At 64.7% G+C, this 25,505-nt stretch carries 25 protein-coding genes; 13 read left to right on the top strand and 12 right to left on the bottom strand.

Annotation, left to right across the window (positions count from 1 at the left end):
* Positions 1–4: 4 nt before the first annotated feature.
* From hemN to GTP44_RS21860, 4 genes are read right to left on the bottom strand one after another with little or no spacing between them, the layout of a single operon-like run.
* On the bottom strand, positions 5–1,417 hold the full coding sequence (hemN, locus tag GTP44_RS21875) for an oxygen-independent coproporphyrinogen III oxidase (RefSeq protein ID WP_161021071.1): 1,413 nt from the start codon (positions 1,415–1,417) through the stop codon (positions 5–7).
* 13 nt (positions 1,418–1,430) lie between these two features.
* A complete protein-coding gene (locus tag GTP44_RS21870) occupies positions 1,431–2,816 on the bottom strand; it encodes a NarK family nitrate/nitrite MFS transporter (RefSeq protein WP_160988839.1) in 1,386 nt (461 codons plus the stop codon).
* 10 nt (positions 2,817–2,826) lie between these two features.
* Complete coding sequence (locus GTP44_RS21865) at positions 2,827–4,080, bottom strand: MFS transporter (RefSeq protein ID WP_160988838.1); 1,254 nt, start codon at positions 4,078–4,080, stop codon at positions 2,827–2,829.
* Between the two features lie 51 nt (positions 4,081–4,131).
* Complete coding sequence (locus tag GTP44_RS21860) at positions 4,132–4,536, bottom strand: RrF2 family transcriptional regulator (RefSeq protein WP_160988837.1); 405 nt, start codon at positions 4,534–4,536, stop codon at positions 4,132–4,134.
* Positions 4,537–4,676: 140 nt separating this feature from the next.
* Here GTP44_RS21860 and GTP44_RS21855 point away from each other — a divergent pair, with 140 nt between their 5' ends.
* The 8 genes from GTP44_RS21855 to GTP44_RS21820 all read left to right on the top strand — a co-directional run bounded on the left by GTP44_RS21855 (position 4,677) and on the right by GTP44_RS21820 (position 13,270).
* Positions 4,677–6,944, top strand: coding sequence for a nitric-oxide reductase large subunit (locus tag GTP44_RS21855; RefSeq protein WP_161021070.1), 2,268 nt, complete (start codon positions 4,677–4,679; stop codon positions 6,942–6,944).
* A gap of 49 nt (positions 6,945–6,993) precedes the next feature.
* Positions 6,994–7,272 (top strand): DUF2249 domain-containing protein, encoded by a 279-nt coding sequence (locus tag GTP44_RS21850; RefSeq protein ID WP_160988835.1) that lies wholly within the window; start codon positions 6,994–6,996, stop codon positions 7,270–7,272.
* 30 nt (positions 7,273–7,302) lie between these two features.
* Positions 7,303–8,697 carry a copper-containing nitrite reductase gene (gene nirK / locus GTP44_RS21845; RefSeq protein WP_160988834.1) on the top strand — a complete coding sequence of 465 codons (1,395 nt, stop codon included), beginning with the start codon at positions 7,303–7,305 and terminating at the stop codon, positions 8,695–8,697.
* Positions 8,698–8,744: 47 nt separating this feature from the next.
* Complete coding sequence (locus tag GTP44_RS21840; RefSeq protein WP_371867296.1) at positions 8,745–9,596, top strand: formylglycine-generating enzyme family protein; 852 nt, start codon at positions 8,745–8,747, stop codon at positions 9,594–9,596.
* On the top strand, positions 9,593–10,252 hold the full coding sequence (locus GTP44_RS21835) for an SCO family protein (RefSeq protein ID WP_161021068.1): 660 nt from the start codon (positions 9,593–9,595) through the stop codon (positions 10,250–10,252). Before GTP44_RS21840 ends, GTP44_RS21835 begins: the two co-directional genes overlap by 4 nt.
* Before the next feature lie 93 nt (positions 10,253–10,345).
* On the top strand, positions 10,346–12,385 hold the full coding sequence (locus GTP44_RS21830; protein WP_161021067.1) for a ribonucleoside triphosphate reductase: 2,040 nt from the start codon (positions 10,346–10,348) through the stop codon (positions 12,383–12,385).
* Entirely contained in the window at positions 12,373–12,549 is a 177-nt protein-coding gene (gene nrdD / locus GTP44_RS27860; RefSeq protein WP_160988830.1) for an anaerobic ribonucleoside-triphosphate reductase, read from the top strand. The genes GTP44_RS21830 and nrdD overlap by 13 nt, the downstream gene beginning before the upstream one ends.
* Entirely contained in the window at positions 12,530–13,270 is a 741-nt protein-coding gene (locus tag GTP44_RS21820) for an anaerobic ribonucleoside-triphosphate reductase activating protein (RefSeq protein WP_161021087.1), read from the top strand. Before nrdD ends, GTP44_RS21820 begins: the two co-directional genes overlap by 20 nt.
* Here the strand turns inward: GTP44_RS21820 and ubiT are convergent.
* The 3 genes from ubiT to ubiU are packed head-to-tail and all read right to left on the bottom strand — an operon-like array spanning position 13,236 to position 15,662.
* Positions 13,236–13,730: a ubiquinone anaerobic biosynthesis accessory factor UbiT gene (ubiT, locus tag GTP44_RS21815; RefSeq protein ID WP_160988829.1), complete on the bottom strand. Its 495-nt coding sequence runs from the start codon at positions 13,728–13,730 to the stop codon at positions 13,236–13,238. The genes GTP44_RS21820 and ubiT overlap by 35 nt on opposite strands.
* On the bottom strand, positions 13,727–14,629 hold the full coding sequence (locus GTP44_RS21810) for a U32 family peptidase (protein ID WP_160988828.1): 903 nt from the start codon (positions 14,627–14,629) through the stop codon (positions 13,727–13,729). The genes ubiT and GTP44_RS21810 overlap by 4 nt, the downstream gene beginning before the upstream one ends.
* Positions 14,630–14,642: 13 nt before the next feature.
* Positions 14,643–15,662, bottom strand: coding sequence for a ubiquinone anaerobic biosynthesis protein UbiU (gene ubiU / locus GTP44_RS21805; protein ID WP_161021066.1), 1,020 nt, complete (start codon positions 15,660–15,662; stop codon positions 14,643–14,645).
* Positions 15,663–15,804: 142 nt separating this feature from the next.
* On the opposite strand from ubiU, the gene GTP44_RS21800 reads away from it, so the two are divergent.
* The 5 genes from GTP44_RS21800 to GTP44_RS21780 are packed head-to-tail and all read left to right on the top strand — an operon-like array spanning position 15,805 to position 18,966.
* Positions 15,805–16,254 carry a hemerythrin domain-containing protein gene (locus tag GTP44_RS21800; protein ID WP_160988826.1) on the top strand — a complete coding sequence of 150 codons (450 nt, stop codon included), beginning with the start codon at positions 15,805–15,807 and terminating at the stop codon, positions 16,252–16,254.
* Positions 16,251–16,502 (top strand): DUF2249 domain-containing protein, encoded by a 252-nt coding sequence (locus GTP44_RS21795; protein WP_160988825.1) that lies wholly within the window; start codon positions 16,251–16,253, stop codon positions 16,500–16,502. Before GTP44_RS21800 ends, GTP44_RS21795 begins: the two co-directional genes overlap by 4 nt.
* Complete coding sequence (locus tag GTP44_RS21790) at positions 16,499–17,803, top strand: permease (protein WP_161021065.1); 1,305 nt, start codon at positions 16,499–16,501, stop codon at positions 17,801–17,803. Before GTP44_RS21795 ends, GTP44_RS21790 begins: the two co-directional genes overlap by 4 nt.
* Positions 17,800–18,723: a PaaX family transcriptional regulator C-terminal domain-containing protein gene (locus GTP44_RS21785; RefSeq protein ID WP_161021064.1), complete on the top strand. Its 924-nt coding sequence runs from the start codon at positions 17,800–17,802 to the stop codon at positions 18,721–18,723. Before GTP44_RS21790 ends, GTP44_RS21785 begins: the two co-directional genes overlap by 4 nt.
* Before the next feature lie 18 nt (positions 18,724–18,741).
* Positions 18,742–18,966, top strand: coding sequence for a hypothetical protein (locus GTP44_RS21780; protein ID WP_160988822.1), 225 nt, complete (start codon positions 18,742–18,744; stop codon positions 18,964–18,966).
* A gap of 77 nt (positions 18,967–19,043) precedes the next feature.
* Here the strand turns inward: GTP44_RS21780 and GTP44_RS21775 are convergent, their stop codons facing one another.
* From GTP44_RS21775 to GTP44_RS21755, 5 genes are all read right to left on the bottom strand, one after another.
* Positions 19,044–19,991 (bottom strand): AEC family transporter, encoded by a 948-nt coding sequence (locus tag GTP44_RS21775; RefSeq protein WP_161021063.1) that lies wholly within the window; start codon positions 19,989–19,991, stop codon positions 19,044–19,046.
* 68 nt (positions 19,992–20,059) lie between these two features.
* Positions 20,060–20,422 carry a cupin domain-containing protein gene (locus GTP44_RS21770; protein WP_161021062.1) on the bottom strand — a complete coding sequence of 121 codons (363 nt, stop codon included), beginning with the start codon at positions 20,420–20,422 and terminating at the stop codon, positions 20,060–20,062.
* A 57-nt stretch (positions 20,423–20,479) separates the two neighbouring features.
* Positions 20,480–22,648 carry an ATP-binding protein gene (locus GTP44_RS21765; RefSeq protein ID WP_161021061.1) on the bottom strand — a complete coding sequence of 723 codons (2,169 nt, stop codon included), beginning with the start codon at positions 22,646–22,648 and terminating at the stop codon, positions 20,480–20,482.
* Positions 22,649–22,762: 114 nt separating this feature from the next.
* Entirely contained in the window at positions 22,763–24,148 is a 1,386-nt protein-coding gene (bcaP, locus tag GTP44_RS21760) for a branched-chain amino acid transporter BcaP (protein ID WP_160988818.1), read from the bottom strand.
* A 63-nt stretch (positions 24,149–24,211) separates the two neighbouring features.
* Complete coding sequence (locus GTP44_RS21755) at positions 24,212–25,261, bottom strand: mechanosensitive ion channel family protein (protein ID WP_161021060.1); 1,050 nt, start codon at positions 25,259–25,261, stop codon at positions 24,212–24,214.
* Positions 25,262–25,505: the final 244 nt, after the last annotated feature.

Raw genomic sequence — 25,505 nt, 5'->3', positions numbered from 1 at the left:
CGCCTCAAATGGTTCTCGAGTAACGCGCCGGCTGCGGTCCTTCCTGCTTCGGCGCGTTCAGGTAATTGTCGAACGCCATGCAGATATTGCGTATCATCAGGCGTCCGCGCATCTTCACTTTGATACCGCCGCCGTCCCTGGACAGCAGCCCCTCTTCTTCCAGCGGCGCCAGGCGCGCCAGGTCTTCGGCGAAGTAATCTTCAGGCGCGACACCCGGCGGCAGCGCCAGGTCCTTGTAAGCCAGATCGAAGTCGCACATCAAGCGGCCGATCACCGTGCGCCGCAAGACATCGTCGTCGTTCAGCGTGATGCCGCGCGCGATCGGCAACTGGCCGGCGTCCAGCCTTTCGTAGTAGGCGCTCAGCACCTTCTCGTTCTGGCTGTAGCTGTTGCCGACGGCACTGATGGCCGACACGCCCAGTGCCACCATCGGCGCATCGGCGTGGGTGGAGTAGCCCTGGAAGTTGCGCTGCAATTTACCCTCACGCTGGCTACGCGCCAGATCGTCCTCCGGCAGGGCGAAATGGTCCATGCCGATGTAGACGTAGCCGGCCGCCGTCAGGCGCTCGATACACAGGCCGAGCATGGCCAGCTTGGCTTCCGGGTCCGGCAGTTCGTCCGCCTTGATCAGGCGCTGCGCCTTGAACAGCTGCGGCATGTGGGCGTAGTTGTAGACGGCGATGCGGTCCGGACGCGCGGCCACCACCTTGTCCAGCGTCGGGCCGAAGCTCTCGGCGCTTTGCAGCGGCAGGCCGTAGATCAGGTCCACGCTGATCGAACGGAAGCCGCTGGTGCGGGCGGCCTTCAGCACCTCCATGGTCTGCGCATACGACTGGATACGGTTGACGGCCTTCTGCACCGCCGGGTCGAAGTCCTGGATGCCCAGGCTGATGCGATTGAAGCCCTGCCGGCGCAACCTCGCGATGCGCTGCGGCGTCACCGTGCGCGGATCGACCTCGATCGAAAACTCGCCCTCCTCGTCCGGCGCAAAGTCGAAATAGGCGCGCAGTTGACCGAGCAGGCCGTCCATCTGCGCGTCGCTCAGATAGGTCGGCGTGCCGCCGCCAAAGTGCAGCTGGTCGACCTTGCGGCGTTCGCCCAGCAGCGCCGCCTGCAGCCGCATCTCGCGCGACAGGTAGCTCAGGTACTCGGCGGACTTGGTCTTGTCCTGCGTGATGATCTTGTTGCAGCCGCAGTAGTAGCACAGCGACTCGCAGAACGGAATGTGGACATACAGCGAAAACGGCGCCCGCTCGCCAAGGCCGTCCAGCCGGGTGACGGCGGTGCGGTACTGCTCCGTGCCGAAGTCGCCGCTGAAACGGTCGGCGGTCGGGTATGACGTATAACGTGGCCCCATCTGGTTCAATTTGCGGACCAGGGCGGCGTCGAATTCGACAGATGGGATCAGCGGTATCATGGTTTTTCTCCGGTTAGCAAGGCATGTCGGCGTTTTTGCGGGCATAGCACCACCAGGTGATGGCGATGCAGCTGGTGTAGAAAGCGATGAAGCCCCACAGCGCGGCGTCCACGCTGCCGGTCAAGGCGATCGAGGTGCCGTAGCTTTTCGGGATGAAGAAGGCGCCATACGCCGCCACCGCCGAAGTGAAGCCCAGTACCGCGGCGCTTTCCTTGTTCGCATCGACGATCGCCTGCTGCTTGACGGCTTCCGGCTGGCCGGCGGCGGCGCGCTGACGCTCGGTCATGAAGATGATCGGAATCATGCGGAAGGTCGAGGCGTTACCGACACCGGTGCCGGCGAACAGCGCCATGAACATCCAGAAGAAGCCATTGAAGCTGCCTGCGGCTTCGCCGTGCGGCAGGAACGCGATCACGCCATAGACGGCGGCGATCATGCCGAAGAAGGTCCACAGCGTGACGCGCGCGCCGCCCAGCTTATCGGCGATAACGCCGCCGGCCACGCGAAACAAGGCGCCCACCAGCGGGCCAAGGAAAGCGTACTTCAACGCGTTCACATCGGGGAACTGGGTTTTGATCAGCAGCGGGAAGGCCGCCGAGTAGCCGATGAAGGAGCCGAAGGTGCCGGTGTAGAGCCAGCACATCAACCAGTTGTGTTTGCGCTTGAAGATCACCGCCTGGTCGGCGAACGACGCCTTGGCCGAAGCCAGGTCATTCATGCCGAACCATGCCAGCAGGCTGCTGACGATAATGAACGGCACCCAGATAAAGCCGGCGTTTTGCAGCCACAAGGTGGTGGCTTCGCCAAACTTGACGGCGTTCTGCGGCTCGCCACCGACGGCGCCGAACACGCCGGCGGTGATCACCAGCGGCACAACGAACTGCACCGCCGACACGCCCAGATTGCCCAGGCCCGCGTTCATGCCCAGCGCATAGCCCTTCTGCGCTTTCGGGAAGAAGAAGCTGATGTTGGCCATCGACGAAGCGAAGTTGCCGCCACCGAAGCCGCACAGCAGCGCCAGAATCAGCATGGTCGGATAGCCGGTGTTGATGTCCTGTACCGCGAAGCCGATGCCGATGGCTGGAATCAGCAGCGAGGCGGTGGAGATCGTGGTCCATTTACGGCCGCCGAAGATCGGCACCATGAACGAATAGAAGATGCGCAGCGTGGCGCCGGACAGGCCGGGCAAGGCCGTCAGCCAGAACAGCTGGTTGGTGCTGTATTTGAAGCCGATGGCCGGCAGGTTGACCACCACCACGCTCCACACCATCCAGACCGCGAAGGCCAGCGCCAGCGCGGGGATCGAAATCCACAGGTTGCGGTTGGCGGTGGCCTTGCCACCGCTGCCCCAGAACGCGGAGCTCTCAGGCTCCCACGTATTGATCATGTACTTGCTCATGAGGTTCTCCTTATTTAGTCGATTGTGGGCGGAACGAGAAGTGCATCCACACCAGCGATACGCATACGGTGCCGTACAACAGCATGAAGGCGCTGGAGCGGATGCCGGTCAGGTCCAGCAAGGCGCCGAACATGATCGGCAGCACGAAGCCACCCAGGCCGCCGGCCAGGCCGACCACACCCGATACGGCGCCGATGTTGTCGCTGAAATCGTCCGCGATGAATTTGAAGACCGACGCTTTGCCCACCGCCATGGCGGTGCCGACGATGAACAGCAAACCGGTGAAGACCCATGGCGACAGCGCCAGGTCCAGATGCAGCGGGCCGTTGGTGGTCTGGATGATCATCGCGGTTTGCGGATAAGACAGCAGGAAGAAGCACACCCAGCACACCCACATCACCCACCAGGTGACCTTGTAGGCGCCGTGGCGGTCCGAGATCCAGCCGCCCAACGCGCGCAGCACACCGCCCGGCAGCGAGAAGCAGGCGGCCAGCAAGGCGGCCAGGCGCAGGTCAAAGCCGTATTCACCGACGTAGTACTTGGTCATCCACAGCGCCAGGCCGACGTAGCCGCCAAACACCACCGAGTAGTACTGGCAATAGCGCCATACACGGCGGTCCTTCAGCACCTTCAGTTGCTCGCTGAACGACACGGAGGAATTGGTCTGATGCGATGGATCGGTGGCCGAGAACACCCAGAACAGCAGCGCCGTCACCAGCATGGCGATGGCGTACACGGTCGGCAGCGATTGCCAGCCCCAGGCCGCGATGATCGCCGGCGCGACGAACTTGGTCAGCGCCGAACCGGAGTTGCCGGCGCCGAAGATGCCCATGGCCAGGCCGCGACGCTCCTTGGCGAACCAGCGCGCCACATATGGGGTGCCGACCGAGAACGAGCCGCCGGCCAGGCCGACGAACAGGCCAAGCACCAGGAACTGCCAGTAGGCGGTGGCGTGGCCGATCAGCGCGATGGCCGGCACCGTGGCCAGCATCAGCAGGAAGAAGACGATACGGCCGCCGTATTTGTCACACCAGATACCCAGCGGGACGCGCACCAGCGATCCGCTCAACACCGGCATCGCGGCCAGCAGGCCGAATTCGGTTTCGTTCAAGCCCAACATCTTCTTGATCGGGATGCCCAGCACCGCGAACATCATCCAGATCGCGAAGCAGATCGTGAACGCGAAGGTACTACTCACAAGTACCGAAACTGCTTTGTTATTGTTTGACACTTTGCCTCTCCTGATTACACGTAGGGATGGCATCAGGGTACGCTGCGGCGCAACAACCGACTATCGGCATGACGTATATCCCGCCTAGGTCGAAAGAACTAGGTCCGCCAGGGAGACAGCGTCCAGCGTGGCTAAAAAGGCATCAGTGGCTTTACCCAGCACGTTCTCCACGCGGCAGTGGCCCGCATGGCGACAGGTGGTGTGCTCGCGGTTGAAGCAGTCGGCGATATAAAAATCCGGCTCGCTATCGCGCACCACCTGACCGACACAAATCTCGCACGCGGGCCGCGCCAGCATGATGCCGCCGTTCCGCCCACGCACCGTGCGGATCACGCCGCGCACGCCGAGCCGGTAAACCACCTTGGTCAGATGGTGCTGCGAGATGCCGTGCGCGCCGGCGATTTCGGCCACGGTGGCCAGGCGCGCGGGCTGGCGCGCCAGGTACATCAGTGTGCGCAATGTGTAGTCGGTGAAGGTGGTCAGTCGCATGGAAGCCATTATTCATGAGGGCCTTTTGCACCGGCATAACCTACATCAAGAAATAACAACTATTTTCTATGCTGCTTTAAACCGCGGGCCTAGAATCCAGCTGTCGATCCTGACAAGCTCAAATAAAAAGGAACCATGCCATGCACGCTACACGCAAGCTCTGGACCTGGCTCGCCGTCATTTGCGTTCTCTCCTTCGCCGTTCTTGGCTGGGTGGGCGCGCAAATCTACCAGACCGCGCCACCCATCCCCAAACAAGTCATCAGCGCCGACAACGAGGTGCTCTTCAGCGAAGGCCAGGTCGATCGCGGCCAGCAGGCCTGGCTCTCCGCCGGCGGCCAGCAGCTTGGTTCCGTCTGGGGCCACGGCAGCTACCTGGCGCCCGACTGGTCGGCCGACTGGCTGCACCGCGAAGCGCTGGAACTGCGCCAGATCTGGGCCCAGCGCGATCATGGCGCCAATTTCGATGATCTGAGCAAGTCGCAGCAGGCCGCGCTGAACGCGCGCCTGAAGGAAGAAATGCGCCGCAACACCTACGACGCCGCCACCGGCGCCATCATCCTGTCGGCCGACCGGGCCGCCGCCGTGCGCGCCGTCACCAGGCACTACACCGACTTGTTCGGCGACGCCCGCGGCCTGGATCAGCTGCGCGAACAATATGCGATGACCGCCAACTCCGTGCCGGATGCGGACGACCTGCGCGCGCTGCCGGCCTTCATCTTCTGGTCGTCATGGGCCGCCGCCGCCGACCGTCCGGGCGAGACGGACCTGAGCTACACCAGCAACTGGCCGCACGAACCGCTGATCGACAACCGTCCAACCGCCGAAGCGGGCATCTGGTCGATCGCCAGCGTGATCCTGATGATCGGCGCCATCGCCGCCATGGTCATGGCCCACTCGGCCGCCAAGGAGGAGGAGGATCCTGTGCCACCGAAGGCCGATCCGCTGTTCAGCCTTAAAGCCACGCCGTCGATGAAGGCGACCAGGAAGTACTTCTTCGTGGTGATTGGCCTGATTCTGGCGCAAGTGGGCATGGGCGTCGTCACCGCGCACTATGCGGTGGAAGGCAACAGCTTCTTCGGCTACCCGCTGGCGGAAATCCTGCCGTTCGTGGTAAGCCGCACCATCCACACCCAGTTCGCCGTGCTGTGGATCGCCACCGCCTGGCTGGCCACCGGCCTGTATATCGCGCCGGCCATCTCCGGCCATGAGCCGCGCCTCCAGAAGCTGGGCGTGAATGTGCTGTTCTACGCGCTGCTGTTCATCGTGGTCGGCTCGACCGCCATGGGCTGGCTCGGCACCCTGCAACACAAGGGCACCGCGTTCGCCTTCTGGCTGGGTAACCAGGGCCTGGAATTCACCAGCATGGGCCGCATCTGGCAAATCCTGCTGTTCGTCGGTCTGCTGTTCTGGGTCACGCTGCTGGGCCGCGCGCTGTGGCCCGCGCTGAAAAATCCATCGTCCAGCCGTGGCCTGATCGTCATGGTGTTCCTGTCGGCGCTGTGCATCGGCGGCTTCTACGCCACCTCGCTGACCTGGGGCCGTCATAGCCACTACTCGATGATCGAATACTGGCGCTGGTGGCTGGTCCACCTGTGGGTCGAGGGCTTCTTCGAAGTGTTCGCCACCGCCGTCATCGCCCTGCTGTTCACGCGTCTGGGCCTGATCCGCGCCGCCACCGCCAACAACGCCATCGTGCTGGAGACCATCGTGTTCCTGTTCGGCGGCATTCTGGGCACGCTGCACCATCTGTACTTCACCGGCACGCCGACCTTCGTCATCGCCATCGGCGCCATGTTCTCGGCGCTGGAAGTGGTGCCGCTGTCGCTGATCGGTATCGAGGCATGGCGCAACTACCAGCGCTCGAAAGCCGCGCCGTGGGTCAGCAGCTACCGCTGGTCGATCCTGTGCTTCATCGCCGTCGGCTTCTGGAACACCGTGGGCGCCGGCCTGCTGGGTTTCTCGATCAACACCCCGATCGCGCTGTACTACATGCAGGGCCTGAACATGACCGCGGCCCACGGCCACGCCGCACTGTTTGGCGTCTACGGCATGCTGGGTATCGGCCTGTTGCTGTTCTGCCTGCGCGGCCTGTCGAGCCGTCTGGCCTGGTCGGATGCGCTGCTGCGCCCCATGTTCTGGTGCCTGAACATCGGCCTGGCGATGATGGTGTTCATCTCGCTGGTCCCTGCCGGTATCTATCAAGCCTGGGGCAGCATCACGCACGGCATGTGGTTCGCCCGCTCGCCTGAGCTGATCCACTCGAAGTTCATGGAAACGCTGGTCTGGCTGCGCGTTCCGGGCGACGTGGTGTTCGCCGTCGGCACGCTGTTCCTGGCGCTGTTTGCCTGGCGCCTGATGGTGGCTCGTAAAGAAAGCAATCCCGCCGCTGTCGCCGACCACGCCTGATTAACTCGTCATTCCGGCCAAGGCCGGAATGACCAACAAGGAGTTTGAAATGCCTCACGATTGTTCGACACCCACCGCCCAGGCAGGCGTCTACCCATTCGACGCGCGCGGTGTCGCCAAGCGCTTCCGCCACGCCGCCATCTTCGGCGCGCTGGAAGCGCTGCATCCCGGCGAAACCATGCGCTTCTGTAACGACCATGATCCGCTGCCGTTGCTGGCACAGATCCAGCATCGCTATGGCCCCTATTTCCGCGCCACCTATATTTCGCGCGCGGTGGGACAGGTCATTATCGATTTCCTCGCAGTTGGGGAAGAAACACCGCAGTAAAACACTAACGACAACCAGAAGGTGATTGAGATGAAAACGCAATTCAAGCTTGCCGCCGCCAGCATTACCGCCGCGCTGCTCGTGATGTCCCAAAGTTTCGCCGCTCCAGAACTTCCCGTCATCACGCAGGAACTGGTCGCTCCGCCGTTGATGCCTCCTCAGATAACCCGCAAGACCCCCGCCAAGGTGGTGGTCAACCTGACCGTGGAGGAGGTCGAGCGCGAAATCGCGCCGGGGACAAAATACACCTTCTGGACTTTTGGCGGCACGGTGCCCGGCAAGATGATCCGCGTGCGCGAAGGCGACACGGTGGAGCTGAACCTGCAAAACCTCCCGGACAACAAGCTGCCGCACAATATCGACCTGCACGCGGTGACCGGTCCTGGCGGCGGCGCGGCACAAACGCTGATCGCGCCGGGCAATGAGGCCAGCTTCACGTTCAAGGCGCTCAATCCTGGCCTGTATGTCTACCACTGCGCCACCGCGCCGGTTGGCATGCACGTGGCCAACGGCATGTACGGCATGATCCTGGTCGAACCGAAGGAAGGCATGTCCAAGGTCGACAAGGAATACTATGTGATGCAGGGCGACTTCTACACCTCCGGCGCCTACCGCGCGCCGGGCCTGCAGGGCTTCGACCAGCAGAAGGCCATCGACGAGAAACCGACCTATGTGCTGTTCAACGGCGCAGACGGCGCGCTGACCGGCGCCAACGCGCTGACCGCGAAAACCAACGAGAAGATCCGCATGTTCTTCGGCGTCGGCGGCCCTAACATCACGTCGAGCTTCCACATCATCGGCGCCATCTTCGACAAGGTGTACTTCGAGGGCGGTACCAAGTTCCAGGAGCAGGTGCAGACAACGATGGTGCCGGCCGGCGGTTCGGCCATCCTGGAGTTCACCCCAAAAGTACCGGGCAATCTGACACTGGTCGACCACTCGCTGACCCGCGCTTTCAACAAGGGCGCGATCGGCCTGCTGTCGGTCAGCGGTCCTGACAACTTTGCCATCTACGGCAAGGGCGTCAAGAAGCCGCTGCCTGGCGCGAAAACGGCCGCGGCGCCGGTGAAGGCAGCGCCGGTGGTGCCAGCCCTGCCCGGTGAACAGGTACGCGGCAAGTCGGTGTACGACAACACCTGCGCGGTCTGCCATCAGGACAAGGGGCAGGGTGTGCCGGGCGTATTCCCGCCGCTGGCCAAGTCGGACTTCTTCAAGGAGCGTCCATATGAAATGGCGCACATCGTGCTGCACGGCCGTACCGGTGAACTGGTCGTCAACGGCGAGCATTACAACGGCGTGATGCCGCCGCAGGAGCTCAATGACGAAGACGTGGCGGCGGTGATCAACTATGTCAGCGTGGCGATGAACGACGGCAAACCGGTGATCACGCCGGCCCAGGTGGCGGAAATGCGCAAAGCGAGGTAATCATGAAAGCGCCGATACTCGCACTGTCCATCGCGGTTGCGTGCAGCGTGACCGCCAGTGGGGCCGCCAGCGGCAGCGGTCCGGTCCAGCAGTCTGATATCGGCGCCCGTCTCGACAGCGCTCTCGCCGACGTCTGTGTCACGCCCCGGCCAAGCGCCGAAGGTGATACCGGCGGCGGCTCCGGCGGTGGCGTGGAATATCGCGCCATCGCCGGCGGTCCGTTGCGCAGCGTGCTGCCGGCGGACGGCGTGGCGGCCGACGCGCAGGTCCAGCCCTACCAACTGCGCAGCCGCCTCGTTACCAACCGTGAGTTCAAGGCCTTCCTGCAAACGTCGACGATGTGGCGGCGCGGGCAGGCCCCGGCCCTGTTCACGGCGCCAGGCTACCTGTCCGCCATCGACGGCGCCGACGACGAAGCCCCGGTCATCCAGGTCAGCTGGTATGCCGCGCAAGCCTATTGCGCGTCAGAGCAAGCCAGACTCCCCCGCTGGTATGAATGGGAATTCGCCGCCAAAGCCGACGCAACGCAAGCCGATGCGCGCGACGACGACGCCTGGCTCTCCAACATCCTGCGCTGGTACGCCGACGCGGGCAAAGCCCCTCCCGGCCGCGTAGCCTCCACCCCAGCCAACTACTACGGCGTGCATGACATGCATGGCCTGGTATGGGAATGGGTGGAAGACTACAGCGGCCTTTTTGTCAATGCCGACAGCCGTTCCAGCGTCGAAAAGAAACAGCTCGACTACTGCGGCGGCGCCGCCGTCTCCCTGCAAGACCGTCGCAACTACGCGGTCCTGATGCGCCTCGCCCTGCTCTCCGCCATGGAAGCACGCCAGGGTGGCGCCAACCTCGGATTCCGCTGCGCGCGCGACTCCACCGATCAAGGAGCTACACCATGAAACGCACCGCCATCACTTTCACATTGATTTCCGCGCTGCTGACGTTCGGCCAGGCCGGCGCGCAGCAGCACGACCATGGCGGCCACGCGGCGCACGCGCAGACCGCGCCAGCGACCGGCACCGGCGCGTGGGCGCCGTCCGCGCCCGGCGTCGCCATCCCCGCCAACTCCGTCTATCAGGTGCCAACGCCGCTGACCGACGCCGCCGGACAGCGCTTCGTGCTGAAGGACGCCGCCGGCGCGCCGCTGCTGGTGACCATGTTCTACGGCGACTGCCACTCGGCCTGCCCGGTGGTCATCGAAACGCTGAAGCGCACCGTCGGCGCGCTCGGCCCGGACGGCAAGCGTCTGCGCGTGCTGCTGATCAGCCTCGATCCCAAGCGCGACACGCCGAAATCGCTCGCCATGATGGCCGACATGCAGAAGCTCGATCCGGCGCAGTTCCGCCTCGCCGTCGCCGGCAGCGACACCGACACGCGCATGCTGGCCGCCGCGCTGGACATCCGCTACCGTCCACTGGACAACGGTGAAATCAGCCACACCACCCGCATCGTCCTGCTCAACCCGGACGGCAGCGTGCGCGCCGACAGCAACAAGCTGACGGTCGATCCGGATCCGGAATTCGTTAAGCAAATCGCCACGGCGTTAAAAAGATAAGCCAGATCAAGAAATCTACAGATAGGGCTAACCGTCGCCAAAAACACCATATATAGTGGCCCAACGATCAAACCAACTAAATATGGGGTCAGCATGGAAGGACTATTTCATACCAAAATCATCAAGCGCGATGGCGGCGAGCAGCCATTCAACCTGGTGAAGATTGAAAGCGCACTGCTGCGCGCTGGCCGCGCCACCGGCGAATTCGACACCCAGCAGGCCAACCAGCTGACCGAGGCCGTGCTGCTGCAACTCTCCACGCTGCCGCAGACCGACAGGCTGACGGTGGAACTGGTGCAGGACACGGTGGAAAAGGTCCTGTACCAAGCGGGCTTCCGCCGCACGCTGCGCGCCTACGTGGTCTACCGCGAGCAGCATGCCTCGCTGCGCCAGGACAAGCACTCGCTGGTCGACGTGGCGTCCTCCATCAACGAATACCTCGAACGCCAGGACTGGCGCGTCAACGCCAACGCCAACCAGGGCTACTCGCTGGGTGGCCTGATACTCAACGTGTCCGGCAAAGTCATCGCCAACTACTGGCTCAATCACGTCTACCCGCCGGAAGTGGGCCGCGCCCACCGCGACGCCGACATCCACATCCACGATCTGGACATGCTGGCCGGGTATTGCGCCGGTTGGTCGCTGCGCACGCTGCTCAACGAAGGCCTGAACGGCGTACCGGGCAAGGTGGAATCCAGCCCGCCGCGCCATATGTCCAGCGCCATCGGCCAGATCGTCAACTTCCTCGGCACGCTGCAGAATGAATGGGCCGGCGCCCAGGCCTTCAGCTCCTTCGACACCTACATGGCGCCCTTCATCCGCAAGGACAGGCTGCGCTACGATGAAGTCAAGCAGTACATGCAGGAGCTGATCTACAACCTGAATGTGCCGTCGCGCTGGGGCACGCAGACGCCGTTCACCAACCTGACCTTCGACTGGGTGTGCCCGGAAGACCTGCGCGAGCAGATTCCCCACATCGCCGGCGAGGAAATGCCGTTCTCCTACGGCGAGCTGCAGGAAGAGATGGACATGATCAACCGCGCCTACATCGAGATCATGATGACCGGCGACGCCAAGGGCCGCGCCTTCACCTTCCCCATCCCGACCTACAACATCACCGAGGACTTCGCGTGGGAGAGCCCAAACGCCGAGCTGCTGTTCGAGATGACGGCCCGCTACGGCCTGCCCTACTTCCAGAACTTCATCAACTCGGAACTGAAGCCGAACATGATCCGCTCGATGTGCTGCCGTTTGCAGCTGGATCTGCGCGAGCTGCTCAAACGCGGCAACGGCCTGTTTGGCTCGGCCGAGCAAACCGGCTCGCTGGGTGTGGTCACGATCAACTGCGCGCGCCTCGGCTATCTGTATCGCGGCGACGAACCGGGTCTGCTCGCCGCGCTGGACCGCCTGCTGGAACTGGGCCGCGACAGCCTCGAAATAAAGCGCAAAGTCATCCAGCGCCACATGGACAATGGCCTGTTCCCGTACACCAAACGCTATCTGGGCACGCTGCGCAACCACTTCTCCACGCTGGGCGTCAACGGCGTCAATGAGATGATCCGCAACTTCGACCCGGAAGGAAAACACGACATCACCACGCCGTGGGGCCGCGCCTTCGCCCTGCGCCTGCTGGACCACGTGCGCGCGCGCATGGTCGAATTCCAGGAAGCCACCGGCCATATGTACAACCTGGAAGCCACGCCGGCGGAAGGCACGACCTACCGCTTCGCCAAGGAAGACAAGAAGCGCTACCCGAACATCCTGCAGGCCGGCACGCCGCAGCAGCCCTACTACACCAACTCCTCGCAGCTGCCGGTCGGCTATACCGAAGATCCGTTCGCAGCGCTGGAACAGCAGGACGAACTGCAACGCAAGTACACCGGCGGCACCGTGCTGCACCTGTACCTGACCGAGGCGCTATCCAGCGCCGCCGCCTGCCGCACGCTGGTGCGCCGCGCGCTGGGACGTTTCGGCCTGCCGTACATCACCGTCACGCCGACCTTCTCGATCTGCCCGAAACACGGCTACCTGAATGGCAGCCACGAGTTCTGCCCGAAATGCGATGCCGACATCATCGCCCGCAAACAAGCCACTCTTCAACAACCAGCAAAGGAAACGCCATGCAAAGTGTGAACCAGCAAACCATCCAGCTCGACGACTCGGAACGCCAGCGCTGCGAAATCTGGACCCGCGTCATGGGCTACCATCGTCCGGTATCGTCCTTCAATATCGGCAAGCAGGGGGAGTTCCATGAACGTAAATTCTTCCGTGAGCCGCATGCGCAGCTGGAATCTTAAAGAGCAAGGCCGCCAACTGCGCGTTGGCGGCTACACCCCGTTCAGCGCCAGCGAATATCCCGGCCTGCTGTCGGCCGTGATATTCGTGCAGGGCTGCCCGTGGCGCTGCGGCTACTGCCAGAACACCCACCTGCAGGAGCGCACGCGCGACAGCCCGATCGCCTGGAAAGACATTCTGACGACGCTGGAACGGCGCGCCGGCATGCTGGACGCGGTGGTGTTCTGCGGCGGCGAGCCCACCATGGACCCGGCGCTGCACAGCGCCATCTCGCAAGTGCGTGCGATGGGCTTCAAGATCGGCCTGGAAACCGCCTGCATTTACCCGGAACGTTTGAAAAGCGTGCTGCCGCTGGTGGATTGGGTGGGCTTTGATGTGAAGACCACATTCGCGCGCTATGCCGACGTGACCGGTGTTCCCGACAGCGGCGCGCCGGTGCGGGAAAGCGTGGCCGCCATCCTCGCCAGCGGCGTCGATTACGAGTGTCGCACGACAGTCCATCCAGCGCAGCTGTCACCGGCGTTGCTGGCGGAGCTGGCGCGGGCGCTGGCCGCGATGGGCGTGGAAAACTATGTATTACAGGAATTCCGCGCCACCGGGTGCGCCGATGAAGGCCTGGTGGCGGGTGCGCAGGCGGGCTATCCGGGCGAAGCGCTGCTGGCCGGGATAGCACCGCTGTTCGACAGGTTTAACGTGCGCCGCGCCGGCCAGGCAGGGCGCTGAAAAAACGGGTAATGGCCTGGCGGCCCAGTTCCGTCAGCGGCAGCTCGATCGCGTCGAGCGTATTCTTCACCAGCAGGCCCAGTTCCGTATCCCCTTCCATCGACAAGCGGCGCGAGAAGAACAGCGTGTCCGGGTCCTGCTCGCGCTTGGCCAGCGCGATGAAGTCGCGTGTGCAGGCGCCGATTTCCAGGTCCGGCACGCCGGCGGGACGCAGGGCAGCGAAAGCGTCGCCGCGCCAGGTAAAGTCGAACGCCACGCCGGCGTCAGTGACGCGCACGCGCAGATGACGGCCGGCCAGTCCGGCGCGCACGTCATCCGGCAGATGCGGTCTCAGCACCAGATTCAGCGCCGTCACGCACAGCAGCGACCCGGGAAACGCCGGCAGACGCTGGCCGAGGGAGGCCAGCAAGGCCGGCAGCCGTTGCACCGTGCCGAAATTGTTTTTTGCTACAGGGTTCATGCTGCGTTCTCCATGCGATATTCCAGACCAGGCTTGCCGTACCAGTAGCCGTTGCAGGCTTCGGACGGCAGCAGCGGCAAGATCGTGTCGGCGGCGGTGCGCGGTGGCATGGCGCCGGTGCGCGCGGCATCGAAGGCGGAGATGATCTCGTTCATATTGGTCGACTGAGGGCTGAGGCGCGCCACGTCCACGCCCAGTTCCGCCATCTGCGCCATCTCCGCCACCAGGTTGTACACCAGCGCCGACTGGCTCTGGATGCCGTTCAGGATCAGGAACTCCTGCTTCTCCTTGGTTTGCATCATCATGCCGTCCGGATGATCGATGCAGCTGAAACGGCAATCGTCCTTTGGCAGGTTGCGGTTGCGCGCGGTGAAGCAGCGGGCGGAAAACGCCAGCGGCATGCGGCCGAAGGCGAAGACTTCGGTCTGCATGCCTTCCGGGCGGCTGCGCTGCATGTGGCGCAAGCCATCGCGGCTCATCTCCAGCGGCATGACCCAGCGCGTCGCGCCCAGTTCATGCATCAGCGCCAGCGTTGGCGGATTGTAGATATTCAGGTGTGGGCCGGCGACAAAGCTCGACTGGCCGGACAGCATGTGCACCGCCCCAATGTCGTTGGCTTCCACGTGGAAGCGACCATTCGCCACGATCTTGCGCTGGGCACCGAGGTCCGCGCTGGACTCGATCAACACCAGCGTCGATATCACCACCTCCTTGCCGCGCGCTTGCAGCAGTTCAGCGATGCTCAGCCAATCGGCGGCGCGCAGCTCGTGGCGGCGCGAGCACACGGTCTCGCCGAGGTAGACGATATCCACCGGGCTCTCCGCGATTTGTTCGTAAAATTCCAGGACCTTGGCGCGCGGCCAGTAATACAGCAGCGGCCCGAGGGCGAGTTTCAACATGACTTCTCCGTTCTTATTTCCACGAGCGGTGATACGCGCCCAGTGTGTGCTGCTGGCCTTCGGCCAGCGTGTTCAGTTCCGACATCCAGGCCGGCTTAACCGAGTAGCGCGCCGTATTACGCAGACAGTCGTCCAGCGCGGTGCGCCACACGCGCGTCACCTGCGAGACGTAGGCGGGGCTGCGCTGGCGGCCTTCGATCTTCACCGCGCGCACGCCCATTTCCAGCAACTGCGGCAGCAGTTCCAGCGTATTCAGGCTGGTGGGTTCCTCGATGGCGTAGTAGGTTTCATCCTCGACCTCGAAGCGGCCCTTGCACAGCGTTGGATAGCTGGCGTTTTCCTGCGGCGTGTAGCGGTCGATCATCACGCCGTTGAGGCGCGACTCCAGGCCGCGCGGATTCTGCTGCCAGCGCACCGCCTTGGCCGGCGAGCAGACGCCGTGGGTGTTCGGCGATTCACCGGTGACGTAGGACGACAGCTGGCAGCGCCCCTCCACCATCACGCACAGGCTGCCGAAGCCGAACACCTCGATTTCCACGTTGGTGTTCTTGACGACGTGCTCCACCTGCGCCAGCGACAGCACGCGCGGCAGCACCGCGCGCTGCACGCCAAACTGCTTCTGGTAAAAGTTGATCGCCTCGGCGTTGGTGGCCGAGCCCTGCACCGACAGGTGCAGGCGCAGGTTCGGATAGTTGTCGGCGGCGTAGCGCATCAGGCCCGGATCGGCCAGGATGACGGCATCCACGCCGGCCTTGGCGGCGCGGTCGATGGCGGCCTGCCACAGCGCCGTGTTGTCCGGCTGCGGGTAGGTGTTCAGCGCCAGCAGCACCTTGCGGCCGTGATCATGGGCGTAGGCGACGCCGGTGTTGATGGCGGCGTCGTCGAAATTGAGGCCGGCGAAGTTGCGGGCGTTGGTGGCATCGCGAAAACCGAGGTAGACGCAATCGGCGCCCAGGTCGACGGCGTTCTTCAACGCCGGCAGGCTACCCGCCGGGCATACCAGCTCGATGGGTGGGGAGACAGGATGATTCATGTGGTCTTCATGGCTAAATAGGGCGAACGAACTGTATCGCTCCATGAACCCGAAAATCCTTGATGTGAATCAAAGAAATTAAGCTTTATCGGGTGGGACAATGCACACAGATAAGCAAAGTACATGAGCAAGGACAAAGAAAATGCAGAAGATCGCAAGCTATCTCGATCAGGATCATCGCCGCTGCGACGATCAATACGCTGTGGCGGAATCGGACGTTATCCTGCGCCACTGGGACGACGCCACCAGTCATTTCAGCGTCTTCCTGCAGATGTTTGAGCTTCACCTTGAGAAGGAAGAACGGGTGCTGTTCCCCCGCCTCGACCACGCGCTGGGCAACGGCTACGGCCCGACCACCGTCATGCGCGGCGAGCACCGGCAGATGCGCGAGCTGCTGACGGACATGAAAAGCGCCATCACGCGGCAGGACAGCGACACCTTCTTCGACCATGCCGACACGCTGCGCATCATGATGCGCCAGCATAATCTGAAGGAAGAAGGGATCCTCTACCCGCAGGCCGACCATGTGCTGGCCGCGCAGGCCGACGACGTCGTCGCCAGCATGGAGCAGATGGAAGGGAGCATCGCATGAGCGCCTTGCTGGAAGATGGCGCGAGCGCCCGCCTGCTGGACGTCGGCGGCCTGGAAGCTCCGGAGCCGATGGTGCGCATTCTCGAAGCGCTGGACCGGCTGAGCGACGATGAGCGCCTGCGGGTGCTGATCGACCGCGAACCGGTGCCGCTGTACCGCATCCTGCTGCGCAACGGCTACCAGTACCGCACCACGCCGCAGGACGATCAGCGCTACGAAGTGATGATCTGGCTCGGCCCCATCGCATGAAACCCCTCGACGCACCGCAGCGCGCCCTCTCCTTCGGCAACAACCCGCCGCTGTCGCTGCCGCTGCGCTATTTTCTCTCGGCGCCGCTGTTCGCGGCGCTGGCCGCCGCCTTCCTCGCCTGGCAGGGCGAAGCGGCCCTGCTCACCCGCTGGTCGCCGCTGACGCTGGCCATCACCCACCTGATGGTGCTGGGTTGCCTGAGCATGACCATGATCGGCGCCTTGCTGCAAATGCTGCCGGTGGTGGCCGGCATCGAAGTGCCGCGCACCCACGCCGTCGGCGCGGTGGTGCATGTCTGCCTGTGCGCCGGCACGCTGGCGCTGGCCGCCGGCTTCTGGCTGGGCGGCCCGGTGCTGTTCCGCCTCGCCATGGCGCTGCTGCTGGCGGGGTTGATGCTGTTCGTCGGCGCCTGCACGGTCGCCATGTGGCAGTACCACCTGCCCGGCGCCGGCGCGGTGGTCGCGGGCATCCGCCTGTCGCTGGCGGCGCTGGTGCTGACCATGATCCTCGGCGGCATGCTGGCCAGCGGCTTCGCCTGGCCGGGCATGCTGCAAATGCCGCTGCAGCGCATCACCGACCTGCACGCGATGTGGGGCATGCTGGGCTGGGTGGGCCTGCTGGTGATCGGCATCGCCTTCCAGGTGGTGCCGATGTTCATGCTCACCGAGCCGTATCCCAAATTCCTGACCGGTGCCTACTCCACCTGGATGTTCATCCTGCTCGGCGCGGCCTCGCTGTCGAGCGGCTGGACCGGCCACGGCACGCTGCTGCATCTCGGCTTCCTGGCGCTGCTGGCGGCTGGCTACGCGCTGTTCGGCGGCGCCACGCTGTACCTGCTGGCGCGCCGCAAGCGTCCGCGCGCCGATCCGACCACGCTGTTCTGGCGTACCGCCATGGTCTGCCTGCTGGCGGCGCTGGGCGTGTGGCTGTGGCCTGCGGCCGCGCCATCCAACGCCGCGCCGCTGGCGGTGGGCGTGCTGCTGATCGCCGGCTTCGCGCTGTCGGCCGTCAGCGGCATGCTCTACAAGATCGTCCCGTTCCTGACCTGGTATCACCTGCAGGATGCGCGCGCGCGCAGTGGCCGCAAACCGCCCAATATCAACCAGATCATCCCGGAGCGCCACGCGCAATGGCAGTACGGCGTGCACCTCGCCGGCCTGCTGCTACTGCTGGCGGCTTGCTATCAACCGGCGCTGGCGCGTCCGGGCGCGGTGCTGATGTGCGCCGCCTGCCTCGGGCTGTGGTTCAACCTGGGTCGCGCCGTGACTCACCATATTCTCCTCGTTCCCGCACAATCATGAATAGCGAATTCTATATCGACGCCGTACTGCGTCAGGCCAAGCCCCGCCTGAGCACCCTGTTGAAACTGATGTTCAGCGAGGCGCAGGTCTTCGGCCAGCAGACCCAATGGCTGGGCAGCGTGATCGCCCTGCTGGAACCGCTGGGCTTCCAGGAGCGCACCGTGCGCACGGCGCTGTTCCGCCTCGCCGAGCACAAAGTGATCAAGATCGAGCGCCACGGCCGTCGCAGCCTGTGCATGCTGACGCCGCAGGCCGCAGCCTCGATCCAGTCGACGCGCCAGCGGCTCAACATCCCGGCAGGCCGCGGCTTCGCCGAGGACTGGACCATGCTGGTCAACTCCGGCGGCATCAGCGCCACCAGCTACGCGGGCGCGCGCAAGCAGCTGCTGGACCTGGACTACTGCGTGCTGGCGCCGAACGTGCTGGCCCGTCCGGCATCCTACACGCGCGGCGTGCAGGCCGGCGAAGACCACGGTCTGGCGCTGTTTGAAGTGAGCGGCGCGCAGCTGGCCGCCGCCGTGCGCCAGCCCTTGTTCGGCAAGATGGATTGGGACCTGGAGACACCGGCCGCGATGTACGCGCAGTTCAAGCAGCGCTTCGAGCCGCTGCGCCAGATGCTGGGCAAGCGCGGCGCCTTCACCGACGTCCAGGCTTACATGCTGCGGCTGCTGGTCAGCCATGGCTACCAGCACTGCCGCCGCGCGGATCCACTGCTGCCGCAAGAGCTGCTGCCGCGGGACTGGATGGCGATGGAAGCGTATCAAACCTATGTGGCCCTGTACGCGGGCTGCGCGACGCAGGCACGCCGCCACATCCTGAAGATTACCGAAGCGCCGGCATTAGAGCAGCCAGCCGGCATTTCGAACACGCCGGTACGTCGCCACGTCGCGCGCCGCACCAGCGTCTACATGACTGCTTAATATCACCGAAAGAGAATCATGAAACAAATGGCGAATGACTACTACGACGGTCCCACTCTGAGCGTCACCATCAACCGCGAAGGTGCGCGTGTGCACCGCCTGATCGACGATACGGTCTACCCGACCCGCGCCAAGAAGATGAATATCCGGCGCGATCCGATGGTCGAGGCGCTGTTCGGCGCCGCCGCCGAACATCCTCCGCGCGCCACGACGACGCGCAAGATCAAGGCCGCGCGGCGCTGATCCGTTGCACCACGCGGGCCTCTTCGGAGAGGCGATTGCGTCAGGCGCCGCCCGACTTCGCATCTGGCATTTTCGCCTCAGTGCAGCAACCACATCCAACCACTGAGCGTGAAGAAGGAGGAGACCATGCAAATCAGTAAGGCCGTCGCGCTGCGGTCGGCCTCGCCGTAGGCCTGGCCCAGAATCGGATAGATGCTCAGCATCGGCATGGCCGCCATCAGCAAGGCGGCGGCGCGCAGTGGCGGCGCCATCGGCGTGACGCCGATCAGCGGCACCAGCGTGGCGATCAGCAGCACCGCCAGCGGATGGCCGATCAGCTTGCCCACCACCAGCGGCACCACGCGCTGCCAGCCCGCGCTCAGCGACAGTCCGACCAGCATGCCGCCAATCGCAAACAGCGACAGGCCGCCGCTGGCCTGCGCGAACAAGTTGACGGCGCGGATCACCGGCGCCGGCAGTGTCAGCTCGGACAGGCTGACGATCAGGCCGGCCGTCACCGCCAACACCAGCGGATTTTTCATCAGCCGCCGCGCCGACTGGCGCACCACCTGATGCCAGGCGCCGCCGCCGCCATCGCGGCCATGCTCGGCCATGGCCAGCAGCAGCGGCAGCATCACCAGGTTCTCGATGATGACGTTCAGGCCCAGCGCCACGCCGGCCACCGGCGCCACCATCAGCATCAGGATCGGAAAGCCGATGAAGCTGCTGTTGGAGCACGACACGCCCATCGCCATGAAGGTGCTGCGCAGCATGCTCAGCTTGAGCAGGCGGCGGCCGGTGACATAGGCCAGCGCCAGCATCAGCAACGAACCGAATAGATATGACAGCAGATAAGCCGGGTGCAGGATGTCGCTGATATGGTGCTGCGCCAGCGCGTTGAAGATCAGCGCCGGCAGCGCCAGATTGAAGACGAACTTGCCGAACACCTGCATGTCGGCGCGGGCAAACAGACCGCTGCGGGTGGCGACATACCCGGCCAGCACAACAAGGTAAATCGGACAGGTGATGGCGAGGATTTCAAGCATGCCTGGAGGGCGGCGACGGCAGAGGGAAAACGATTATCTTACCATGGCGCCCGAACGAAAGCGGGCGCTCAGCCGCCGCGGTCAACGATGACGTAGTGTTTCCTGACCGGCTCGACGACTTCGAACACGCCCTTGAAGTTGGCCGGGATGACGAGAGCGTCGCCGGGGCCGGCTTCGGCAATGTCGCCGGCTTCGTTGATGACGCGGCAGCGGCCTTCGAGGACGTAGAAGTATTCATCCTTGTTGGGGCCGAAGGCGATGCGCCAACTGCCCTTCTCGCACGCCCAGACGCCGGCGCTGACTTCGCCGCTGGCGTTGGTAAAGTGGTTCCAGGTAGTGCGCTTCGGATTACCCTCCAGCCGCCGCCCGGCGCGCGGATGGTCGTACTCAGGCGTTGGAGATTGGTGACGAAACGCGGTAATGCTGGACATGTGTTATGGATCCGAAGGATTACAATGCCCTCATCATAAGCCTCCGCACGCAGCGTTTCAAGCCAGCACCAGCGCCAGCTCTTGCCGCAGTGTGGCCAGGTGCGGGTGGATGGCGTGGAGTTCGCCGGCGTCGGCCAGCTTTTCGATCTGGGCGCAGCGGGCGTGCAGCTGGTCGGCGCCAAGGAAGGCGGCGGCGCCCATCAGGCTGTGCGCGGCCAGCGCGACCGCCGTGGCGTCGCCCTGGTCGACGCCACGCTGCGCCACCTCCAGCAGACGCGGGCCTTCGACCTGGAAGGCGGCGCGCATCGCGCGGTACAGCTTGTCGCCGACGTCCGGCGCCGCGCTGACCGGCACGGTGACCGGCACGGCGGTCACGCCGAACATGGTGTCGAGCACCGCCGGCGCCGGCGCCGGCGCGTGCCGCTCGCCGATCAGCGCTTGCCCGCGCGCCAGCAAGCCGTCCAGCTGGCGCGCGATTTCGTTGTGCAGGTCGTTTTCGTCGATCGGCTTGGCCAGGAAGGCGCTGGCGCCGGCCTCCAGGAAACGCTGCCGCTCTTCGGCGCTGACGTTGGCGGTCAGCGCGATGACCGGGATGGCCGGATTGCGCACACCGTCGAGACCGGCGCGCAGCCGCTGCACGGCGGCGATGCCGTCCATGCGCGGCATGCGGCCATCCATGATCACCAGATCGTAGTCGTGCGCGGCCAGCGCCTCCAACGCCAGCAGGCCGTCCTCGACGATGGTGACCGCATGGCCCATATGCCCGAGCAGCTCGCGCAGAATCAGCTGGTTGGTGCTGCCATCCTCGGCGCACAGCACCGCCATGCGGCCGGCGTGCGGGCGCCGCTGTGGTTCCGGCGGCGCCATCGCCGGCGTGCCGTGCGCCAGCGGCAGGCAGACGCGGAACTCGCTGCCGACACCGGGCTCGCTGCTGGCCTCGATGCGGCCGCCCATCGCCAGCACGATGTTCTTGCAAATGGCCAGGCCCAGGCCGGCGCCGCCGTACTTGCGCGAGGTGGCGGCGTCGGCCTGCTCGAATTTCTGGAACAGGCGGCCCAGCGCGGCGGCCTCGATGCCGATGCCGGTGTCGCGCACGCTCAGCACGAGGCCCTGCCCCGGCTGCTCGCGCACGCTGACGCGCACCTCGCCGCGCTCGGTGAACTTGATGCCATTGCTCACCAGGTTGACCACCACCTGCCGCAGGCGCGTCGGGTCGCCGCGCCACCAGGCCGGCAGGGCCGGCTCGACCTCGGCGATCAGCGCCACGCCCTTGACAGCGGCGCGGTTGGCCAGCAGGCCGACCACGTCCTGCACCAGGCCGGGCAGATCGAAATCCAGCGTTTCCAGCGGCATCTTGCCCGCTTCGAGCCGGGTGTAATCGAGAATATCGTTGAGGATCTGCAGCAGCACCTCGGCATTGCTCAGGCTCAGCCGCAAGCGTTCGCGCGTCGCCGCCGCCAGCGTGTGATCCTTCAGAGACGAGCGCAGCATGCCGATCACGCCGCCCAGCGGGGTGCGCACCTCGTGGCTGATCATCGCCAGGAAATCGCTCTTGAGCTGGTTGGACACCTCGGCCGCCCGCCGCGCCGCCAGCGCTTCGGCGTTGCGCTCGTGGATCAGGCGTTCGCGCACCAGCGCACCGCCCAGCCCATGTAGCAGATAGGCGCATGACACGCTGAGCACGGCCGACACCAGCAGGAAGTTCACCGCGACGACGATCCAGTGCACCAGCGGGCTGACCGCGATCTGCGCCATGCCGAACTCCAGGCCGCCGACGTAGCCCGCCAGAAACAGCGTGCCGCTACACGCCAGCAGCGCGAGGACGGCGGCCTTGGTGCCGATCAGCACGGTGAACAGCACCGGCACCGCCAGCAAGTAGATCTGCGACAGCGGCCCGAGCGAAAACAGCAGGCCGACCGACAGCACGTAAGCGATGCCCAGCAGCGCGAAGGCGCGCCAGCGGTAAGCGATGTCGTGGCGGTAATTGAGCAGCGCCATGCCGGCCAGCGAGAAGCCATCCACCGCCAGCAGCGGCCAGTGGCCCTGGCGCGCGCCGGCCCACATGCTCGGCAGCGCGGCCAGCAGGCCGAGCCAGAACGCCACGGCGCACAGGCCGTTCAGCAGCCGCTGACGCCAGCCCTGCAGGTCCTGGTCGCCTTGATCCAGCATTTGCATGCGTTTGGACAAGGCGGCGCGCAGGGCGCGTACCGGTGGGCTGTCGATCAAGGCTCACTCGCTGGAGAAGGGATAAGTGCGCGTGATTTTACTCTACCTTAATGGTCGGCCGGGCGTAGTTACAATCTGCCCGGCAAAACTCCGATCCAGCGCGCAAGTACCGATTTAGTTCAGCAATGAACGATGGCGCGCGTAGGTGAAGTACACCACCAGGCCGATCGCCAGCCAGATCAGGAAGGCGATCCACGTCACCGCGCTGAGGAAGGCCATCAGCGCGCCGCAGAACAGGATGGCCAGCGCCGGCACCACCGGCACACCCGGGCAGCGGAAGGCGCGCGGCAGGTCCGGCCGCTTGCGGCGCAGCACGATCACCGCCAACGACACCAGGCAGAACGCCGCCAGCGTGCCGATATTGGCCAGTTCGCCCAGCACTTGCAGCGGCACCAGCGCGCCCAGCAGGCCGAAGACGATGCCGACCAGCCAGGTCGAGATAATCGGCGTGCCGGCCCGGTTCAGCGACGACAGGCTTTTCGGCAGCAGGCCGTCGCGCGACATGGCGTACAGCACGCGGGTCTGGCCGAAGGCCATCACCAGGATCACCGTGCTCATGCCCAGGATCGCGCCCAGGTCGACGAAGCCGGCGAACCATTTTTCCCCGGCGAACTGCAGCGCCAGCGACACCGGGTGATCGACGCCCTTGAACTGGGCGAACGGCACGATGCCGGTCATGATCATCGACACCACCACGTACAGCACGGTGCAGCCGGCCAGCGAGCCGATGATGCCGATAGGCAAATCGCGCTTCGGATTCTTGACCTCCTCCGCCGCCGTGGTCACCGCGTCGAAGCCGATGAAGGCGAAGAACACCAGCGCCGCGGCGCTCATCACGCCGGTGACGCCGAACGGCATGAACGGTTGCCAGTTGGCCGGCGTCACATGGCGCGCGCCGACCACGATGAACATCAGCACCACGCCGATCTTCACCACCACCATGATGTTGTTGACCCGCACCGATTCACGCACGCCCAGCGACAGCATCACGGTCAGCAGCATCATGATGCAGAACGCCGGCAGGTTGAAGAAGGTGGTCACGCCCGGCAGCGCGCCCGGCGCGGCCGACAGCGCCACCGGGATATGCAGGCCGAAGCCGCTCAGCAGCGACTGGAAGTAGCCCGACCAGCCGACCGACACGGCCGACGTCACCAGCCCGTATTCCAGAATCAGGTCCCAGCCGATCATCCAGGCGATCACCTCGCCGAGGATGGCGTAGCTGTAGGTGTAGATGCCGCCGGCCACCGGCAGGATGGAGGCGAACTCCGCATAGCACAGCGCGGCGAAGCCACAGGCCACCGCCGCCACCATGAACGACAGCGCCAGCGCCGGGCCGGCCGTGGTGGCGCCGCTGCCGGTCAGCACGAAAATCCCGGTGCCGACAATCGCGCCGATGCCCAGCAGGATCAGGTCGACCGGGCCCAGCACCTTGCGCAGGCCGCCCTGTTGTTGGGTGGCGGCGCGCATGGCGTCGACATCCTTGGTTCTGAAAATATTCACTGTGACTGCCTCCTCTATTATTGGGTCCGCCTTCGGCGAGGCCGGCATTATACTGGAGCGGCGTCACGCCTCCGCATGGCGCGTCAGCTGCAGCGTTTGCGTCGGGTGCGCAAACTTGATGCCCAGCTCGCCAAAACGTTCAAACAGCGTCACGTTGATGTTCTGCTGGATGTCCATATACGCCCGATAATCCGAGCTTTGCACGATGTAGACCGTCTCGTACTCCAGCGCCGACGGACCGCAGGCCTTCAAGTGGGCGCGGTCGAACTGCGCCAGCGGCTGCGCCTCCACCGCCTGCTGCAATATCCGCGGGATCATCCGGACGTTTTCCTTGCTGGTCTTGTAGGTCACGCTGATCGGGAAAACGATGCGGCGCGTTTCCATCCGCTTCAGGTTGCGGATGCGGCTTTTCAGCATGTCGCTGTTGGAGAACACGATCTGTTCGCCGCTGAGGCTGCGGATGCGCGTGGTCTTCAGGCCGATATGCTCGACCGTGCCGGCGATATCGTCGATGATGATGAAGTCGCCCACGACGAAGGGCTTGTCGAGCACGATGGACAGCGACGACAGCAAGTCGCCGAGGATATTCTGCAACGCCAGCGCCACCGCGATACCGCCGATGCCCAGGCTGGCCACCAGCGTGGTGATGTTGACGCCGAAGTTATCCAGAATCATCAGCAGAATCACCACCCACAGCGCGACGCGCAGCAGGAAGCCCAGCACGGCGGTCGAGGTGGTGCTGGCGATGTCTTCGGCGATGCGCTGGCGGCGGTAGTGTTCCAGCCACTCGCGCACGCCGACGTCGCCCCAGCGGGCCACCTGCAACAGCGCGGCGCCCAGCGCCAGACGGGTCAACCGCAGCGTGGCCGGTTCGGACAGCTCCAGCCATTGCGCGCCGGCCAGCGCGCCCATCGCCAGCATGAACAGCGGATGAGTGGCGCTGAGCAGCTTGACGGCGGCGTCATCGATATAGGTGGTGGTGGTTTGCGCGTAGCGCTGCAGACGGCACACGGCAACTTTGCGGACCATGTACAGCAACAGGAACACGGCGCAGGCGATGGTCAGGGCGATGGCCCAGGTGGTGAGGTCGTTTTTAAACAGTACGTAATGCATCGGTCTCCCGAAATAGTCATCACCCGGTTCAATCCCGGAGCGATGCGCCCGGCGCTGCGGCGCCGGCCTGGTGATAAAACACAACTGCGGGCGCCTGGCGCGCCCCGTTGCCAGGAAGGTAGCCGCCAGCATCAAGTATCGTGGCGGACTGGGGAGCGGCGATTGTAGCATTCCGCCGACGAGCGACTATGCAACTGGGTTCAGGCGTGCGGCCCCGGAGGCCAAAGCACTTGGCAATGCGCTT

Origin of the sequence: Duganella lactea (assembly GCF_009857505.1) — a bacterium.
In the GTDB taxonomy this organism is placed as follows: domain Bacteria; phylum Pseudomonadota; class Gammaproteobacteria; order Burkholderiales; family Burkholderiaceae_D; genus Rugamonas; species Rugamonas lactea.
This window is presented reverse-complemented; position numbering and strand designations above follow the sequence as displayed.

Bases quoted from the DNA above. Each gene is read 5' to 3' on its own strand.
- GTP44_RS21780 (WP_160988822.1), top strand. From the start codon at position 18,742: ATGAAACAAATGGCGAATGACTACTACGACGGTCCCACTCTGAGCGTC.
- GTP44_RS21830 (WP_161021067.1), top strand. From the start codon at position 10,346: ATGGAAGGACTATTTCATACCAAAATCATCAAGCGCGATGGCGGCGAG.
- nirK (WP_160988834.1), top strand. From the start codon at position 7,303: ATGAAAACGCAATTCAAGCTTGCCGCCGCCAGCATTACCGCCGCGCTG.
- GTP44_RS21870 (WP_160988839.1), bottom strand. From the start codon at position 2,816: ATGAGCAAGTACATGATCAATACGTGGGAGCCTGAGAGCTCCGCGTTC.
- nrdD (WP_160988830.1), top strand. From the start codon at position 12,373: ATGCAAAGTGTGAACCAGCAAACCATCCAGCTCGACGACTCGGAACGC.
- GTP44_RS21795 (WP_160988825.1), top strand. From the start codon at position 16,251: ATGAGCGCCTTGCTGGAAGATGGCGCGAGCGCCCGCCTGCTGGACGTC.
- ubiT (WP_160988829.1), bottom strand. From the start codon at position 13,730: ATGAACCCTGTAGCAAAAAACAATTTCGGCACGGTGCAACGGCTGCCG.
- GTP44_RS21835 (WP_161021068.1), top strand. From the start codon at position 9,593: ATGAAACGCACCGCCATCACTTTCACATTGATTTCCGCGCTGCTGACG.
- GTP44_RS21755 (WP_161021060.1), bottom strand. From the start codon at position 25,261: ATGCATTACGTACTGTTTAAAAACGACCTCACCACCTGGGCCATCGCC.
- GTP44_RS21855 (WP_161021070.1), top strand. From the start codon at position 4,677: ATGCACGCTACACGCAAGCTCTGGACCTGGCTCGCCGTCATTTGCGTT.
- GTP44_RS21790 (WP_161021065.1), top strand. From the start codon at position 16,499: ATGAAACCCCTCGACGCACCGCAGCGCGCCCTCTCCTTCGGCAACAAC.
- GTP44_RS21775 (WP_161021063.1), bottom strand. From the start codon at position 19,991: ATGCTTGAAATCCTCGCCATCACCTGTCCGATTTACCTTGTTGTGCTG.
- GTP44_RS21820 (WP_161021087.1), top strand. From the start codon at position 12,530: ATGCGCAGCTGGAATCTTAAAGAGCAAGGCCGCCAACTGCGCGTTGGC.
- GTP44_RS21770 (WP_161021062.1), bottom strand. From the start codon at position 20,422: ATGTCCAGCATTACCGCGTTTCGTCACCAATCTCCAACGCCTGAGTAC.
- GTP44_RS21865 (WP_160988838.1), bottom strand. From the start codon at position 4,080: ATGCCATCCCTACGTGTAATCAGGAGAGGCAAAGTGTCAAACAATAAC.
- ubiU (WP_161021066.1), bottom strand. From the start codon at position 15,662: ATGAATCATCCTGTCTCCCCACCCATCGAGCTGGTATGCCCGGCGGGT.
- GTP44_RS21800 (WP_160988826.1), top strand. From the start codon at position 15,805: ATGCAGAAGATCGCAAGCTATCTCGATCAGGATCATCGCCGCTGCGAC.
- GTP44_RS21810 (WP_160988828.1), bottom strand. From the start codon at position 14,629: ATGTTGAAACTCGCCCTCGGGCCGCTGCTGTATTACTGGCCGCGCGCC.
- GTP44_RS21785 (WP_161021064.1), top strand. From the start codon at position 17,800: ATGAATAGCGAATTCTATATCGACGCCGTACTGCGTCAGGCCAAGCCC.
- hemN (WP_161021071.1), bottom strand. From the start codon at position 1,417: ATGATACCGCTGATCCCATCTGTCGAATTCGACGCCGCCCTGGTCCGC.
- GTP44_RS21860 (WP_160988837.1), bottom strand. From the start codon at position 4,536: ATGCGACTGACCACCTTCACCGACTACACATTGCGCACACTGATGTAC.
- GTP44_RS21850 (WP_160988835.1), top strand. From the start codon at position 6,994: ATGCCTCACGATTGTTCGACACCCACCGCCCAGGCAGGCGTCTACCCA.